Here is a 17124-nt window from a genome sequence, read left to right as displayed (position 1 = left end):
TTTAGGGACTGTGTTCCTTGCCCCGCTTACGTTTCGGGCTTTTGACCTTCCACTTTTGCGGGAACGAATCGCACCTTTGGGCTGAGTTGAAGCGACGCAAAATCGATGCTTTGCGTCAAGCGTCGGTGAAGGTGACCCACAAGCAATATTTTCTCGATTTTGCCCTCTACTGCGATCGCGGAAAAATCGATGTGGAAACTGATGGTGACTTTTGGCATAGCAATAAACACCGCATTGCCGAGGATAATCAGCGAGACAACGATTTGGCAACCCAGGATTGGCTCACCCTGCGGTTTAATTCGCGTCAAGTGTTGGAAGAAATGAATGATTATTGCATTCCTACAATCGTTGCTACGATTAGCGGAAAAATTAGTGTGGAAACTGATGGTGACTTTTGGCATAGCAAGAAACACCGCATTGCTGAGGATAATCAGCGAGACAACGATTTGGCAACCCAGGATTGGCTCACCCTGCGGTTTAATTCGCGTCAAGTGCTGGAAGAAATGAATGATTATTGCATTCCTACAATCGTTGCTACGATTAAACGACTCGGTGGCCTCAAGGAACTCGGAAAACTCATGCCGCGCCAAATTCAATCCGATGATTGTGTCTGGGAGCAGTTGACTTTATTTTAATGTTGTGCTATTTTAAAGCGCGATCGCTTCAGACGTTTGATAAGGCAGGTGAGGGTCTCAATCGAGCCAAGATTTGCTGCAGGACCATTGCCGTCCAGTCAATATCGGCTTCGGTGGTGTATCGTCCCAGGGTTAAGCGGATGGCGGCGGTGGCGGCGGCGGGACTGTACCCCATTGCCAATAACAGGGGGCTGGGGTTGAGTTGGCCGCTGTTACAGGCGGATCCGGAACTGATGGCGATGCCGGCAAGGTTCATCTGTCGGACTAGGGTTCTGCCGGTGATGGGTTCGCCTCCTGAGATGCGGGGAGTGTCGGTGAGGCAAAAGCTGGCATGGTGGGGCAAGCGATGCAGGCGATCGCCGGTGGCCACCATTCCGGGGGTATCGGCAAGTCGGTCAAACAGGCGATCGCGCAGTGTTCTCAATCTGGGCGTTTCGGTGCCGAGTTCTGTCTCGGCAAGTTCGGCGGCGATGCCAAATCCGGCGATCGCGGGCACGGCCCCGGTCCCGGATCTCAATTGATATTCCTGCCCGCCACCAGTTAACAAGGGCACTAATTCCACTCCCTCGCGCCGATAAAGCGCCCCCACTCCTTGCGGTCCGTAAATTTTATGACTCGACAGGGACAGCAAATCCACGGGCAACTGCTGCAAGTCTACCTTCATCCGCCCCACTACCTGCACGGCATCGGTGTGAAATAACACGCCGGCGGCACGGGCTATCTCTCCTAATTCCTGAATCGGTTGCACGGTGCCTACTTCACTCTGTCCGTAGATGACCGACACTAAGACGGTGTTCTCCCGCAGGGCGTTTTTCAGGTCGTGGGGATGCACTCTTCCTTGGGGGTTGACGGGCAACCGGGTCACGTCCCACCCCCATTGCTCTAACAGTAAAGCGGTTTTACTCACGGCAGAATGCTCGACGCTGGAAATGATGATGTGCTGTGGCTTCCGGTAGCGTCGCGCAATTCCCACTAGGGCGAGGTTGTCGGCTTCGGTTCCCCCGGCGGTAAATACGATTTCATCCGGTGCGGCATTGATTAAACTGGCCACCTGCATTCTGGCAGTTTCGACGACGGTGGCGGCCCTTTGCCCCCATTGGTGAATGCTCGAGGGGTTTCCCCACTGCTGGGTGAGGGCTTTTTGCATCGCGGCGATCGCTTCGGGTCGGGTGGGGGTGGTTGCGCTGTAATCTAAATAGATCTGCATGAGTGATGATGAGTCGCACGCTCTCAATTGGCTATGTCTTGTCCGTTGAGATCGCGAGTTGGAACGGGTGTATCTACAGGTGTTGGATCCCTAAGCGCTATCCACTCGCAATCGGCCCGGACGGCTGTCATGGGTAAAGAACTTTGCCCGGGGTCTTCAGATCGAGGTAAAAATTTATTTTTTATGAGTTTTTTCCAATGGATATTGGCTGTTTTATTGATTCGGTGCAGCTAACTCCCGGGCTTGCATACATTGTAATCTTCGTGTGACAAAACCGCTTCGGGAACCATCAGGCTGCCTTCGTCTCGGCAAATCATCCGGTAATTTCGCGTCACGGGAATGCTCACGATCCGGCGATCGTGGCGCAACCGTTTTCCCCCAAATTCTCGATAGTTCCTTCGCTCGTTTAGTCCATCTATGATATTGCGTGCCTTGAGAACCACGTAGTCCGGTAAGGATCTCAAATCGATGGGATCTTTCTCAAAACTCGCCTCCCATTCCATTTTTTGCTGTCGTTTTTCGGCGAGGGACCTTACCGCTTGCTCCCTTGCCGCTTTGTCTTGGGCGCAGCGATGGCAGATTTGTCCATATCCCTTATGCCCGCATGGAAAGGTTTTTTTTCTTCTCGGCATAAAACTTTAGTCTTGGTTTGTCTTGCCCGCACTTCCATATGCACCTAACGGGTGCTGACGCTCACCCTCGACCCGGATGAACGCGCTCTCCCACTTTTTAAACCGCAGGAAATGAGGTTCGCTTTAAATCTCATGTTACTCGAATTCCAAGACCAATTAACAGTTTTTGCCTAATTTTCCTGGGTTTGCACGGCGGAATGTAATCTCTATAAAAACACAACTTCCCTAACGGCTTCGTTCAGCCGTTCATCGGAACTGGCGCAGAATTTATCCCGCTTGCGAGATAAACCGCCAACCCCCAACGGCAGTTGTGCCGCTGTCTTTACAACAAGGGCAAGTTAGAAATTCCTGTCTTAAAAATAGAATTATACCATGTTTTGACCCTAAAACGTGGAATCTGCAAAAATATTTATTCAATTTTCTGGATTGCCCTGGGGGTTGGGTTCGCTTTGGCCCGATCGCCCCCCACTCCACCGGATTGACTGGCAGGGTTCGCGCTTCTCACCGAGGCGAATCTCTGTGGCTCCCAACAGTGAAAACCCCCACCTGAAACAAATTCGATTGCCTCTGGTGGGGGCTGGGTTTGGCCTGTGGATCCTGGCCTTTCCCCGGCTGGGACTCCCGATTCCTAACTGGCGAAGGGTGATTTTTTTACCCTGGAATTCTGGGGTCGGGTTGATTGGCACCCCCACCAATCTCCCAGGTGTCGCGGAGGATAAATCTGCGGTGAATCTGCCGCTACTAGAATTGCTCTGGCCTAGAATTGCCCTAGGTGGCGCGATCGCGATCGGGCGATCGGGGTGGGGGATCCAAAAATATTCCGGAAACTCTCTTCCCAAAAAAAAGCGGGAGGGGAAGCGGTTGCACTCTCCTTCCCTCCCGTTGTGGTTGTTGAGCTAATAGCCAATCGCTATCAGCCATCGCTTAACTGGCGAGATACTCTTGGACGTTCCCTCTTCTGCGGCGCAGATGAGCCAAGGCTTGATGTTCTAACTGGCGCACGCGCTCGCGACTGAGATTCAGTCGTTCGCCGACTTTCGCCAGTGACAGTTCGCGACCATCTTTTAAGCCAAACCGCAGAATGATGACATCTCGCTGTTGCGGGGTCAGTTCTGACAGCAGGTTGTCTAGGTCTTCGCGCAGCAACTCTTGGGTAATGTAATTTTCCGGCGAAGCTTCGGCGTCTTCTAATAGATCTTGCAGTTCGGTGTCTTGGTTGTCGCCAACTCGCAAATCTAAGGAGACGGGTTGACGTGCCATTAGCAGATATTCGCGAATCTGCGAGGGTTCTAACTCTAGGGTTTCGCCAATCTCCGCCGGCGAGGGACTGCGACCCAAAGTTTGGGTCAGCTCGCGCTGCACTTTTTTGATTTTGTTGAGCTTCTCGGTGATGTGAATCGGTAGCCGAATGGTGCGCGCTTGTTGCGCGATCGCTCGGGTAATGGCTTGGCGGATCCACCAGTAAGCGTAGGTGGAAAATTTATATCCGCGCATGGGGTCGAATTTCTCTACCCCTCGCTCTAATCCGAGGGTTCCTTCTTGGATCAAGTCCAAGAATTCCAGATTCCGTTTCTGGTATTTTTTGGCGATCGCTACCACTAAGCGCAAGTTCGCTTCTATCATCTTTTGCTTGGCTCGCCGACCGATCTTCATGATTTTCTTGAGCTCGGAGACGCTGTGTCCAACGTGCTCGGCCCACTCTTCATCCGTCGGTTCTCGTTTCAGTTTCTTCTCTAGGGCTTCTTTTTCTTCTAATAGCCCCATCATCTGTTGCACTTGCTTCCCATAAACAATTTCTTGCTCGTGGGTGAGTAGAGGTACACGACCGATTTCGTGCAAGTAGGAGCGAATGGTATCGGTAGGATCGCTTTGTTTTGCGCCCATATAGGTTTGATTAGCGCTTTTTGGCCGAGTTTTGATTGAGGGCATGGGTTAGCAGTTCTCCAAACGGGACAGATCGAATGCGTGGCAGGCTCTGGGTTGATTCCAGGGGCGGAACGCACTGTTCCTTGGCTTTTGCAATATCAACACAACCTCCTTAACCACAGGGCGATCGCGTGACGACTGGCTTATGGCTGTGCCTGTCCTCTCGGACAGCTTCGGGTCAGGCTTTAACGTGAAGTCATTATGAGTTTACCCTTTCTCATCTTATCTGAGATCTACAATTTAGTAAAGGGGTCAGGAATCAGATGCAGTCACTACCTACAATAGATTTCCTTCCTTTTCCTGCTTTTCCTTATTAAAGCCTTTGTCACCGCCTGCGATACTCCTTCTGGGATGTCGCACGGCGTTGCGATCGCGGTTGGTGGAACGAAGGGGATGAGCGTTTCACCTCGTTTCCTCCTTCGCTTATAGTCTGTTGTTGTCGCTTTTTTGTGCCAATCTTTCTCAAGGTCAGCGGTTCCTATGTCTATAATTAACTGATTTTCTCTGTGATGTCATGCGGCAAAATAGCGCAATTCCCGAACGGGCTGACATCACTGTATGTACGTTTTCCCCTTCGCAACCACAAAGGAATTTGCCACACGGTAGGTTGAGTTTACCACTTACTTTCCAAACCCTAAATCCTGCTGTGGTGGTAGGATCGGGTAGAAATTTTTCAATTCACGAGGGTAGATCTTGTATTGAGAAATCAAAGAATGGAAAATTAATGTCTCATCGGCATACCTTCTGTGCCACCTCTTCTCGGAACCCGTCACAGTTTTACTGTGGCTCTGTAGCTGTGCCTGCGATTTCTTCACGAGTGACTCGCCTCTCCCTTCTATAATACAATAATAATACAACTTTGGCAACCCGCAAAACTACTTAATTTTTTGGCTGCAACTCGACTCGTGGAGAGACCAAGTAGACCCCCTTCTAGAAGCGGTTCTCTCGCTCTCTAGAAGCCTCTCTCCGGCTAACTCGATTGATGGGATTTTACCGCTCGCACCGAAGAGTTCCTGTCAGCTTTGCAGACCTCCTCGGGAAGCGGCTCTGTCTCCCCAGAGAACTCTTTCTAAGGATTGTACCCGCGCCCTCGGTAAAAAGTGACAGCAGCACTCATAAAATAACATGATAAAAAATATGCCCAATTCCCATAACTTACAAGAAAAAATTATCAGTTTATCCTCGTTCCAACCAAGGATGGTAAAGCTGGAATAAAAACATCTATCTCTAGGTCGATCTTCAAGGGACTCATCGAGAAGCACGCCATAGATTTTTCCAATTTCCTCCGATTGGGTGAAGCGGCAAACGGTGTTTTGTGTTACAGATTTAACTGCCTGGAGTTGACTTTCCTCCGCATCGCTCATCCACTCCAAACCCCGAGAGCAAAAGCAGGACAATCGACTCGGAACCGGGGTGGTTTGACCCCTCACCGTGTGGGCAAAAGCAGGTGAACTCGTCTGATGCTTTTGCCATCCCCACGATACACCCCAGGAGGCGATCGATGTATCTTCAGTTACTCCCTTGCTTAACGAAATCATCTCCTACTCATTATTGCCTCTGTACGTTGACAAATCAATTCCCCCATTATTTCACCCCAACGACAAATCTTGCCGATGGCTATTTTTGTTTCACTTCACTGAAACTGTCAAAGGGAGTTAAACTGTAGATTAAACCACCCATTGCTTCACCCCCGCGCTGCCCAGGATCCCTGTTTATTGTGATTCGATCCACCTCAATCTATTCCTCACCTGTTTGCGCCAAATTGTGGCGCGCGATCGCTGCAGTCAAATCACCGCTATTCCTCCCTACAGTAGCCATCAGTTTTTTACATCTACCGCCAGTCAAGCCTGAGCCTATTTGCCCCTTTCCGTTTCACGAGGCGGGGTAGGGCGAGGTCGGTTTTGCCTGGATGGAGGTCAAATCCGAGTGCTGCCACTCTCCACAATCGATCGCGCCACAGAATTGGGGGGACTTTCCCTTTATATTATTCCCTCCGCCATGCTACACCTCAAATTTGTTAGAAAAACTTTATAAATTCACCCGAACCACCGATGCAACGAACGGCCAAAATTCAAGAAAGCTCCCCTTGCCCTTAGCCGTTTGTTGTGCAATCCTCGGTTATTCATTGACAACTGTTAATCGGCACCCTTTTCGGGCTTGGGAAGGCTTTTTGCGCCGGATGCATGGGGGATGGCTGAGGAGAGGGGGGGTGAAGATGGTGGTAAATGGGGAAACTCCCAATGCTATCCTCTATCTAGAGACATAACTTGTGGAAAAAGGGATAGCAATTTTCCGGGACGCGGGTTGTGCGATCGCCTTGGCGATGACCCTCAGGCAGGAATCCTCGCCGTCGGCTTTTCCAGGCGGGGCGATCGCGAGGCAAGTGCAGCAACTCGACGCCCAGAAGTGCGACTTCGGGAAATAAGGGCGAACTTGCGGACAATCTGGTGACATCTCCGAGAAATTACGGAAGTTACAGGGTACGGCGATCGGGAACAAAGCGCTACTGCGCCTCCCCCTCCACCGTAGCCCGCCCGTCGCGGCGGCAGAAACCATCAGGCTTTTATTTTGCCAGAAATCTGGGGATTTTTTCTCTAATCGCACCGGATCTCTATTATTGTAAAATAGCATCGACCTGCAAACATCACCTCTTTGTCAGCGATCCGTGAAAACAACAGGGCAAATTATTGTGAATGGCTTGAGATGGGGAGTCCAAGTGCTGTGGCGGGGGATATCGAACCTGTTGGTTAACCTCTTGTGGTTGCTGGGGAAACTCCTGGAACTGTGTGCTTGGGTGTTGAGCGAAATTGCCGGGAAAACTCGGCGATCGCTGCGCCATTTCAAACAAGCCTATGCCCAGCAAAAACTCGGGGCGATGCGGTTGCCGCTACAGTGGTTGCTGCGGCAACTGTGGGGATTGGCGATCGAACTATTTTGGCTATCGATTCAGTTCATCGAGCTAATTATCTGGTACTTCTCTAAGCTGAAACAATGGAGAGCAAGAAGGGCAAAAATGCGTCCTCAACCATTGAACCTCAAACCATTGCCGCCTAAAAGCGCAAAAATTCCACCCAAAACTCCGATCGCGCTGCAACAAACCCCGCGCCAGATAGGCAAAAAACCCAGACGCCATCGGCTCACAGGTTCCCAGATTTTTTATCTGTTGGTTGTTGTGGCAACGGTGGGGGCGATCGCGTTACCGATTGTGGCATTTGTGCCCGCTTCCTATCCGTTTGTGGGAACCGCAATCGTAGAAGAGTTGAGCTTTACCTATGGAGACAAGCCCCAAAGCAAAACTTTCATTCAAGGAATCAGTGGGTTGCAACAAATTGCCATTGCCGGGAAGCAAACCTTCACCTTAACCGGAAACTTTGAAAGTGAGGATAACCCTCGGATCGATGAATTAAACCGCTTGACAATTAAACTGGTGAATGATAGCAGTAGATGGAGTGTGATGGCGGTGGAGGATGCAGGGAGTTCTGCACTGACACTGGACGAATTGCGCCTCCGAAAAAATACGGAGGCGATCGCCTTTCGCTACGATCGGACAAGCGATCTCCTCTCTATGCAATTAAACCCCGCCATTCGTCCCAATTGGTTAAAACTCTCTCTCGGTTCCCAACCCTTGCGCGTCACCTTAGAAGGCTATCGCATTGCCGAACTTTCCCCCACAGAAAATGCCGCCGCAAGTAAGCCGATGGAATTCACCTTTGTCCCCGAACAGACAGAAATCGAGGTCAGCCTTACACAACCCGTCAGCATTGCGGCGATCGCCCCCAACCTAGAAAACGCCTCACGATGGTTGGCGGATAATTTAGATGTAGAAGCGGTACAGTTTTATCCAACAAACCCCCGGCGCAATGAGGACATTTACGATTCTACAATTTTGGAAGGGTCCATTCGGATGAGCGGGCGATCGCTGAAAATTGAGCGGGGGGAATTTCTCATTAACGAGCATTTAGATCCCTTAGAAATTGACTCCTTGCAGTTTGTGCGCTTTGTTCCCGCCACTCCCGCATCTGGGGTTACTACAGCAGGCATTGAAGTGCGCTTTTTTGGCACTGCGAAAAAAATTGCGATCGCCTCCGATCCACAATTTCCAGAAGCTAGCATTCAAGCCAGTTTTCTCAATCAATGGCTGCCGCCTGAAATGCTACTGGCGGCGCTTCCTTTATGGGCAGCCCTCCTCGGTTATTCCCTGTATTGGTTAGTTGACAATTTCCGAAAAATTTGGTAAAAAATAAGACGGCTAGGGAAATGGAAGATGGGAAGGGAGGTAAAAGATTGTCGCGAAACCAAGCGAGGCGATCGCTCATTTCAACCGTCCCTCATACTCACCGAATATCACCTCGTAAAAACCTGAAGGGATAACCCACCTCTATGACCAACACTACGCCATACGATGCCATTATCGTCGGGTCTGGTTTTGGCGGTTCTTCCGCCGCCTACTCCTTGGCAAAAGCAGGATTAAACACCCTACTAATTGAAAGAGGAAATTGGGTAAAGCGAGACGATTTAGATTGGAAACCCACAGAAATTTTAATCAAAAAACGCTATCAAAGCGAAGCTAAACTCGCCGTTCGACAATATAATAACCAAACCTTTCAGCCCACAGAATTCAATGAAGCCGTGGGAGGAATGTCCGTATTTTATGGCGGGGCATCGTTTCGACTGCGGGAAACCGACTTCGCCAAATGGCCGATCGCCTATTCCGATTTAGAACCTTATTATAGTCTAGCCGAACAACTGCTAGAAATCCACGGCGAAGCGGGAGGCGATATTTACGAACCCTATCGTTCGCAAGATTACCCCTATAAAAGCATAGAACTGACCAAACCCGCCGAAAGAATTTACAAATCCGCCTGGGAATTGGGATATCAACCCTTCAAAATTCCGATTGCCATTAATTCCAGAAATCCGGCGCGCAATCCCTGCATTCAATGCATAACCTGCGATGGATTCCCCTGCAAAATCAACGCCAAAAACGACTTAACCCTGACCCTGTTGCAAGCAGCGCAAGACACGGGCAACCTGACGATTATGGCGGGAGTCATTGTGACCAAAATTCGCGCCGAAAGCGGGAGAGTGACAGGGGTAGAATGCCTCGATAAAAAATCGCGGCAACATTTTAGTTTGTCGGGTAAAATTATCATCCTGAGTGCCGGAGCAATACAAACGCCAGCGTTATTATTTCGGTCGAACCTGCACCATTGCGATCGCTCTGATGCGATCGGAAAAAATCTCATGCGACACTTTAACGTTATCGTCAGCGGTGTATTTCCCTTCCCTACCAATCCGCAGCAGATTTTCCACAAACAAGTCGCCATTACCCACTTTTACGAAGACATGCGCCACCACCTGAATACTTCCGTGGGCACCATTCAAGATATTTACACCCCAGCGCCAGAAATTGTCAAGCATTTTGCTCCCAAGGGAGTGAAAAATATCGGCTCTTTCATGTCCAGTCATCTGCAAAACCTACTGTGTCTGGCGGAAGACGAACCGACTCTCAACAATCAGGTGATGCTGTCTGAGGAACGGGATGGTTATGGGTTGGAAATGGTGAAAATCGAACACCAGTACGGAAAAAATGATTATCTGCGCCGCAATTATTTAATTAAGAAAGCAGAAAAAGTATTGAAGAAGGCGGGGGCATGGTTTTGTTTTTTTTACAATATCGATACCTTCTCTCATGCAGTGGGAACTGCTCGATTTGGAAGCAATCCGCAAACTAGCGTTTTAAACCCATACTGTCAATTTTGGGGGGTAAAAAATTTATTTGTATTGGATGGTAGCTGTTTCCCGAGTTCCGGCGGCGTGAATCCCAGTTTAACGATTTGTGCCAACAGCCTGAGATGTTGCGATCGCATCGTTGCTAATTTTAAGGAGTTGTCGCAATGAAAAATATTTGTTTGGTAGGTTGTGGGGCGATCGCCAGATTGCACGCCAAAAACTTATCTCCCTTTGCTCATTTGTATTTCCACAGTCGTTCCCCGCAAAGTGCCGACACTTTCAATCGCCAATTTCAAGGCCAAGGAGTGATGAAATCCTGGGCAGATGTAATAGAAAATACCCAAATTGATGCGGTGGTGATTACCTCGCCCCCGGAATTTCATGCCCAACAGATTATCGGGGCATTATCAGCCGGAAAATCGGTGTTGGTGGAAAAGCCGATGTGTATTTCTGCCGCCGAAGTAGATAGCATTGAGAAGGCGTTAAATAACACAGCCGAATCGGTGTTTTTAATGGTAGCCGAAAATTACTACTACAAACCTTCCTTAAGGCAAATTAAGGAATTGCTATCAGCGGAGTATTTGGGGGAGATAAAATCAGTTGTTGTGCAAAAATTATCCTGGCAAGAGGCGTCGGGGTGGAAACGTCAATATGGAGCGCTGCTAGAGGGAGGAATTCATTTTGTGGCGTTGATTTCCGATATTTTTGATGCGGTGCCCGCCCGGGTGGAAGCGGAGTTTACAGACAAGAAAGAGGGGGGACCGGAAAGATTTTCCAAGCTGCGAATCACCTATGGGAATGAAAAAAGCGCGCAATTAATTTATGGGTGGAATCGGAAAACGATAGGGAAGGGATTGTTTCAGCGATCGCGAATTGTGGGAGAGCGCGGCAAGATTATTTTTGAAAGCAACGGGATTTATGTGTTGATTGCCGCCAAAAGCAAAACTGCGTTATATTTGCCAAACTGGGGGGATTTGATGGGATATGGGGCAATGACCGAGGATTTTTTAAGGGCGTTGGGGGATAAAAATCCCGTGCCTTATTCAGATTTCGCGAAAGCCAAGCGAGATTTGGGAATTGTTTTTGCCGCTTATGAACGAGGGGGGAAATGAGAAGAGTAGAGAAACGAAACTATTGGAAAGGGAGATAGAGGGTGACAAAGAAGCGCAGAGGTAAAAATGAGAAGCCCGTTTTCCGGGAGAGAAAACGGACGGAATAGGTTATGAGAATGATGGCTTAGGCGACTGCAGCATTTTTTGGCTGCTGAAATTTACCGTCTTCGAGATATAAGATGCGATCGGCCACATCGGTGATGCGCGGATCGTGGGTGACGATGAGCACGGTACTGCCTTCTTCTTTAGCGAGGAAGCGAAGCAGTTCGATGACCGCATGACCGCTATGAGAATCTAAAGCTGCTGTGGGTTCATCTGCCATAATCAGATGGGGATGACCGGCCAAAGCGCGGGCGATCGCCACTCGTTGTTTTTGTCCCCCGGAGAGATCGCGGGGTAGTTCTTTAACTTTATCTGCTAGCCCCACCTGTTCGAGAAGCTTCTGTGCTTCTTTTTTGGCTTGGCGTCCGCGAATTCCCTTAATATTGAGTGCGACTTCGACATTTTCAAGGGCACTGAGGGCTTGAAACAGATTAAACCCTTGAAAGATAAAGCCGATATTGTCTCGCCGAAAGCGAGCCAATTCCGAGCGAGACATCCAGGTGATTTCCTCGCCGAGGAGTTTAACGCTGCCAGAAGTTGGGGTTAACATCCCTGCCAAAATCGACAGCAAGGTGGTTTTGCCCGACCCCGATGGACCCATCAAAAGCTGGATTTCTCCCGGGTGGACTTGCAAGTCAACTCCTTTGAGAGCGTGATATTCGCCGGAGCCAGATTCGAACACCATTTTGATCCCTTTGGCTTTAATCGCCTCGGTAGATTTTCGAGGCTTAGCCAAGCTCAGGGAAGGGGGTGCCACCTGAGTCGAGTGATTTCGAGTAGACTCATTAAAATTTAGTGAAGAAGCTGTCATTCGTCTCAATGTTTAGTGAGTATGCTGTACAAGGCAGGGGATGAGGGCGAAACCAGGACAATGGCAATCTCGGGTCAAAAAGTGGGTGGAGCGCAGGAGTTTATCACTCTATAACCATTTTGTCGAATTTTTTAGCGATCGTCATCCTCCAGGCGGGTTGAGTAATTATGCTTAGCGATTTTCGATAGTTTAACCTATGCTTTGAAAACAATGGCGGGATCGACGCGGTTAATTTTCTGGATGGCAAAAATAGCGGAACTGACACACATGAGGACAGTGATCCCAAAAACGGTGGCGGCGCTGGTGGGGGTGATTAAAATCAAGAGTCCCTGAGAGGCCAAAGCCCAGGAGCGAATGCCCAGACACAGAGCCATTCCGGGAAGATAGCCCAAAACTGCCATCCAAAGCGCCTGCTCGATAATCACGCCATACACTAACCAATCTGTTGCCCCCATTGCTTTGAGGGTGCCAAATTCTTTAATGCGATCGGACACCGAGGCATAGAGGATCTGACCGACAACCACCATGCCCACCACCACACCCACGGCGGCTCCCAAACTCAGCACGAAGCCAATACCGGTTCGTTCTTGCCAGTAGGTTCGGTTTTTCTGTGCCATTTCTGCTTGGGTATAGGCGCGGGTATAGGGTAAAGCTTCTTCTAACTTCAGTTTGAGTTTTTGTAAATCCTGACCTGGTGCGGCTTCGATTAACACGTAGGTAATCTCGTCGTCTTCGGTTAAAGGCTCGGGGATTTCTTGTTCTTCAAACCGGGCGGGTTGTTCGGTGGGACGAGTGGTAACGAAAGCGTTAGCATTTTCCAGGGAGGCGAAGATATAGGGACTGGCGACGATCGATTGGGTGTCTTGGGTAAAGCCGACGACCTTGGCGGCAAAAGCGCCCACGTCTACCACGTCTCCCAACCATTCCACACTCAGGCTATCCATGCTCGCTTCGTCCACGAAGACGGTGTAGGGGTTTTTTAGTTCGCTCAAGCGTCCGGCGACGATTGTTCCGGGTGCGAACAATTCCGAGTTTGGGTCGAAGCCGAAGACGCGCACGTGATTGATCTGTCCGCCGGCGTCGCGCCACAGGGTTCCTTTGACGATCAGGGGTTCGGCTCGTTGGACGCCTTCCACTTGTTGAGCTTCAGCTAAGCGTTTGTAGGGCATGTGCAGGGTCATTTCCAAGGTTTCCATATCTTGGGATGCGACCCAGATGTCCGCTTCGGAATCTTCAACGAGCAATGCCGTGGAGCGGATTACTCCTTTGAAGATTCCGGTTTGAATGGCGATCAGGCTGACGGCGAACATAATGCCTGCCTGGGCGACAAGAAAGCGCGGAAGGTCTTCAAATAGGTTTTTACGAGCGATTGAGGGCATAGTTAGGAAAACCGGGTGGGGAGCGGTGACGGTGGGAAATGGGGGAGAGAGAATTGGGAATTAAGAATTAAGAATTAAGAGGGGTGGGGAAATGAATGGTTTGTGGTTTAGGGTTCATTTTGTCAGCGGTGGTTGTGGGCGGCATCTTTACATTAATTTATAGTTAACCCACCATTGTAGTCGGGATAGGGGAAAATTGCTATGCAGGAGTAGCGATCGCCAAATGTCTGGAGAAAACGGAGCGATCGCGCAATCTGGCTCAGGGTTGGCAAGCCCTTCGAGGGGGATGATTCTCCCTAGAGGGCATGGGCTTGCGCTGAGAAATTGAAGAGAGGTTCCGGAAACGCTATGGATTCAAAGGGTTGGAGCTATTTTGAGGCGTTGAATTTGCCGACAATACAATGCTATGATAATGTAAAATCTGTGTTAGAGGTAGCCCTTTAAGAACTCAAACGGGTCATCTTCCCAGCATGGAGCCGGATAGATTACCGCCAGATAATCTCGAATATCGGATTGGATTTCTTCTACATCTTCGCGCTCGAAAAGCGCGGCTAAGGCGGCGGTATCTCGTTCTCTCAAGGGAGCCAAAGGAGCGGCGGAATCGGTGGTGGCGCGGTTTTCCTCTTCAGGCACAAACAAGTGGCGATCGCTGTGTCTAATCCACCAGCGCCGCCAATCGATAGCGGGTTTGGATTGGGTTGCCTTTTTGCTAAAGTCAACCAGCTTGGCGAAAAATGGATCGCGATAGTTAGTGGATGATTTCATAGTTAGGGTGCGGTAGATAGAGAATCTGTGCAGCAGCAGATGGTGCGGCACTGATGCGAGTTGAGGGAAAAAATGCAGATCGAGTCTAGCCGATCGCCCCATCGGTGCGATCGCGCGGTGCGATCGCCTTGGAAACAGGCGATCGCCACCCCCGCTCGGGAGTTTTATTCTTAAGAATCTTTTAATGAATGAAGCTAGCCATTGCAGTAAAATATCGCCCCAATGAGAAGCCATTGGTATTGGCGAAGGTTATGCTAAAGCCGATTGAGGGAATACTAAACGGATCACTCAATCGCTTATCCCGATTGAGTGTGAAGCTTCGATGCACCCAAAAATTGTTACCACTCGTTGAGAGAATCGATCGACGTTAAGATTCCGATAGCGGTTGAGGCAATTCTAACTCAATCGGATTAACTTCAAAGGTAGCGGCGAAAGCCGCGATGATTTGCTGACGCACGGTTGGCAATTGAATATCTGGGACGAACTGCGCCAAGCTGCCCACCGGTTTATCGGAAATGCCACAAGGGACGATGCGTTGAAAGCCTTCTAAGTCGGGACAGACATTGAAGGCAAAGCCGTGCATGGTAATCCATCGGCTGACTTTGATGCCGATCGCGGCGACTTTGCGTCCTTCTACCCAAACGCCGGTCAAACCGGGGAGGCGATCGCCGCGCACTCCATATTCTGCGAGTACCTTAATAATCACCTCCTCAAGCTGGCGCAAGTACCAGTGCAAGTCTTTGCGGTAATACTGCAAATTGAGAATCGGGTAGCCCACCAATTGACCCGGACAATGATAGGTGACTTCACCGCCGCGTTCCACGCGATACAGTTCCACGTCCCTGCGGTTCGGGTCAAACTTGAGAAACCCTAAGCTGGATCCTTTTCCTAGGGTGTAAACCGGGGGATGCTCCAGCAACATGAGTACATCGTCTAATTCCGGGTTTTCCCGGCGGGCGGCGACCTCAGATTGCTGCCAAGCCCAGGCTTGCGAATAACGGATCTGTTCTCCGTTATAAACGACACACCGCCGACGATGGCACAGGGGGTTGGAAGGAATGACCGATGAGATACTATAAAACATGCAAAAAATCAAGGGTTATTTGACAGATTTTTTGGAGAAACGCCGATTGCGCGAATCGGGGGAACTACTATAGCGCAAGCAGGGATCGTTTCTTTATGTGACGGAATGCAACGAATTTTAAAGACAATCCAAAAATAGCTGTTATTCTCAATACAAAGTGGTACTGTGAAAGTATGAAGTCAGAAAAGCAAGGGAGGAGGGCTTTCACGAAGGCCATCGATAGTGGAAGAAGATGGTGCTGCACAAAAAGAGCGGGGGTGTGACAAGAGCGCCTCACCCCGGAACGAGAAATGAGGCGCATCACCCGACGCCATAGCACTGACAATTTCATCTGCAAGTTTGCTATAATTGCGTACTATTCTGGCGAAGGGCAAACGAATCGGCAGATCCAACCGTGACAGAAGACAGAACGTCCAAATCGGTGCGCGATCGCCGATCGGGAGCGGTACAAAAACCGGCTCTTCAATCTGCTCAATTCAGCAGTCGGTATGACACCAGGACTGGCAATGAGCAGCATAACCAACGCCTTTTAAATGCAGGCAGCAAACCGATTTGTTTCGGCTCCGTTCTCGATAGATGAATTCAGCAAAAACGGGCAGTAGAAGTGGTAGAAGGAAAGCGGCACTACCCGCCCCGCTTTCCCTCCGTCAAATGAAGATTGAGACGAGAAAACTTGATGGAAAGGCACTTGATTCCAAGTCCAAAATCGAAATATCTAAGCTCTCAATCCGATGGAGTTTTCAGCGGTAATATGTGATATGAAGCTTCTTATCCACGGCAAAAATATTGAAATCACCGAGGCGATTCGCGATTACGTCAATCAAAAGATTGAGAAAGCAGTCAGCCACTTTCAGCACTTGACGATGGAAGTGGACGTGCATTTGTCGGTGGCACGAAATCACCGGAGTAACGCGAAGCAAACTGCCGAAGTTACGATTTATGCCAATGGCACGGTGATTCGTGCTGAGGAAAGCAGCGAGAACCTTTATGCCAGCATCGATTTAGTTGCGGATAAAATTGCTCGCCAGCTACGCAAATACAAAGAAAAACGCAATAAAAAGAAAAATCAAGTTTCGCCGAAGAGCGTACCAGTAGAACCCATCGATGAAGAAGCTCCTCTGGTTGAGGATCTGATTGGCAATCGCAAGCCGCAACTCCCACAAGAAGTGGTGCGAACTAAATATTTCGCAATGCCCCCAATGACGGTTCAAGAAGCATTGGAACAGTTGCAACTGGTGGATCACGATTTTTATATGTTCCGAAATGCCGAAACGGATGAAATTAACGTGATTTACGAACGCAATCACGGCGGTTATGGCGTACTGCAACCCCGTGGTAATGGGCAAAGCAGCACCCTAAATGGCAAAACCACCGCCAGTCAAACCGCTAGCGTTAATCCCGCTTAAGTTTATTAACGGCGACTCAAATAGCCAAAGAGGAGAGTAGGTTAGCTCCAGTAAACGCTTTGGGTTAACCGACCCCCACCGCACCCATTCTGGGGCGGTGGGGGTCGGTTCTAAAGAAAACAATCGGCGATCGCTTCTCCCTTAAAACTGAAATCAACCCCAGATTGCATTGGGGCAAAACTACCGACCCAAAAACGCAAAAAGCGCCCTCCCGAAGGAGAGCGCTTTTTATTATCTCGAGCTAAATCTTAGCCGTTGATTTGCGGGGCGGTTAAAGCCACCGGCGTGGTTTCCCCTGCAGCCAAGTCTAACGGGAAGTTATGAGCGTTGCG

The 17124-nt window shown here is 49.7% G+C and carries 15 protein-coding genes; 6 read left to right on the top strand and 9 right to left on the bottom strand.

Features of this window, described 5'->3' with window-relative positions:
* Positions 1–17: 17 nt before the first annotated feature.
* Positions 18–635 (top strand): DUF559 domain-containing protein, encoded by a 618-nt coding sequence (locus AC0QH1_RS11620; RefSeq protein WP_324631271.1) that lies wholly within the window; start codon positions 18–20, stop codon positions 633–635.
* Between the two features lie 28 nt (positions 636–663).
* Here the strand turns inward: AC0QH1_RS11620 and AC0QH1_RS11615 are convergent, their stop codons facing one another.
* Together AC0QH1_RS11615 and AC0QH1_RS11610 are read right to left on the bottom strand one after the other, a co-directional pair.
* Entirely contained in the window at positions 664–1842 is a 1179-nt protein-coding gene (locus AC0QH1_RS11615) for a cysteine desulfurase family protein (protein WP_324631270.1), read from the bottom strand.
* 230 nt (positions 1843–2072) lie between these two features.
* Positions 2073–2474, bottom strand: coding sequence for a DUF7682 family zinc-binding protein (locus AC0QH1_RS11610; RefSeq protein WP_324631269.1), 402 nt, complete (start codon positions 2472–2474; stop codon positions 2073–2075).
* Between the two features lie 519 nt (positions 2475–2993).
* Between AC0QH1_RS11610 and AC0QH1_RS11605 the strand changes: the two genes are divergently transcribed.
* Positions 2994–3374: a hypothetical protein gene (locus tag AC0QH1_RS11605; protein WP_324631267.1), complete on the top strand. Its 381-nt coding sequence runs from the start codon at positions 2994–2996 to the stop codon at positions 3372–3374.
* A gap of 24 nt (positions 3375–3398) precedes the next feature.
* Here the strand turns inward: AC0QH1_RS11605 and AC0QH1_RS11600 are convergent, their stop codons facing one another.
* Together AC0QH1_RS11600 and AC0QH1_RS11595 are read right to left on the bottom strand one after the other, a co-directional pair.
* The gene (locus AC0QH1_RS11600; protein WP_324631273.1) at positions 3399–4358 is read right to left on the bottom strand and encodes an RNA polymerase sigma factor, RpoD/SigA family; all 960 of its coding nucleotides are present in this window, start codon (positions 4356–4358) and stop codon (positions 3399–3401) included.
* Positions 4359–6654: 2296 nt separating this feature from the next.
* Positions 6655–6843 carry a hypothetical protein gene (locus AC0QH1_RS11595; protein ID WP_324631266.1) on the bottom strand — a complete coding sequence of 63 codons (189 nt, stop codon included), beginning with the start codon at positions 6841–6843 and terminating at the stop codon, positions 6655–6657.
* A 246-nt stretch (positions 6844–7089) separates the two neighbouring features.
* Between AC0QH1_RS11595 and AC0QH1_RS11590 the strand changes: the two genes are divergently transcribed.
* The 3 genes from AC0QH1_RS11590 (at position 7090) to AC0QH1_RS11580 (ending at position 11245) form a co-directional block, all read left to right on the top strand.
* Entirely contained in the window at positions 7090–8637 is a 1548-nt protein-coding gene (locus AC0QH1_RS11590; protein ID WP_324631265.1) for a hypothetical protein, read from the top strand.
* Positions 8638–8780: 143 nt separating this feature from the next.
* Positions 8781–10301 carry a GMC family oxidoreductase gene (locus AC0QH1_RS11585; RefSeq protein ID WP_324631264.1) on the top strand — a complete coding sequence of 507 codons (1521 nt, stop codon included), beginning with the start codon at positions 8781–8783 and terminating at the stop codon, positions 10299–10301.
* Complete coding sequence (locus AC0QH1_RS11580; protein WP_324631263.1) at positions 10298–11245, top strand: Gfo/Idh/MocA family protein; 948 nt, start codon at positions 10298–10300, stop codon at positions 11243–11245. The genes AC0QH1_RS11585 and AC0QH1_RS11580 overlap by 4 nt, the downstream gene beginning before the upstream one ends.
* A 124-nt stretch (positions 11246–11369) precedes the next feature.
* Here AC0QH1_RS11580 and AC0QH1_RS11575 read toward each other — a convergent pair whose 3' ends face one another.
* The 4 genes from AC0QH1_RS11575 to lipB form a co-directional block, all read right to left on the bottom strand.
* The gene (locus tag AC0QH1_RS11575) at positions 11370–12158 is read right to left on the bottom strand and encodes an ABC transporter ATP-binding protein (RefSeq protein WP_324631262.1); all 789 of its coding nucleotides are present in this window, start codon (positions 12156–12158) and stop codon (positions 11370–11372) included.
* Positions 12159–12352: 194 nt separating this feature from the next.
* On the bottom strand, positions 12353–13537 hold the full coding sequence (locus AC0QH1_RS11570) for an FtsX-like permease family protein (RefSeq protein ID WP_324631261.1): 1185 nt from the start codon (positions 13535–13537) through the stop codon (positions 12353–12355).
* Between the two features lie 426 nt (positions 13538–13963).
* A complete protein-coding gene (locus tag AC0QH1_RS11565) occupies positions 13964–14302 on the bottom strand; it encodes a hypothetical protein (RefSeq protein WP_324631260.1) in 339 nt (112 codons plus the stop codon).
* A 367-nt stretch (positions 14303–14669) separates the two neighbouring features.
* Positions 14670–15386 (bottom strand): lipoyl(octanoyl) transferase LipB, encoded by a 717-nt coding sequence (gene lipB, locus AC0QH1_RS11560; protein WP_324631259.1) that lies wholly within the window; start codon positions 15384–15386, stop codon positions 14670–14672.
* 758 nt (positions 15387–16144) lie between these two features.
* Between lipB and hpf the strand changes: the two genes are divergently transcribed.
* Entirely contained in the window at positions 16145–16792 is a 648-nt protein-coding gene (hpf, locus tag AC0QH1_RS11555) for a ribosome hibernation-promoting factor, HPF/YfiA family (RefSeq protein ID WP_324631258.1), read from the top strand.
* Between the two features lie 248 nt (positions 16793–17040).
* On the opposite strand, the gene AC0QH1_RS11550 is transcribed toward hpf, so the two are convergent.
* On the bottom strand, positions 17041–17124 hold an 84-nt coding region (locus AC0QH1_RS11550), incomplete at its 5' end, for a photosystem II protein D1 (protein WP_324631272.1).

It is taken from the genome of Phormidium sp. CCY1219 (genome assembly GCF_055795085.1).
Note: the sequence above shows the minus strand (reverse complement) of the source record. Positions and strands in the feature narration are given on the sequence as shown.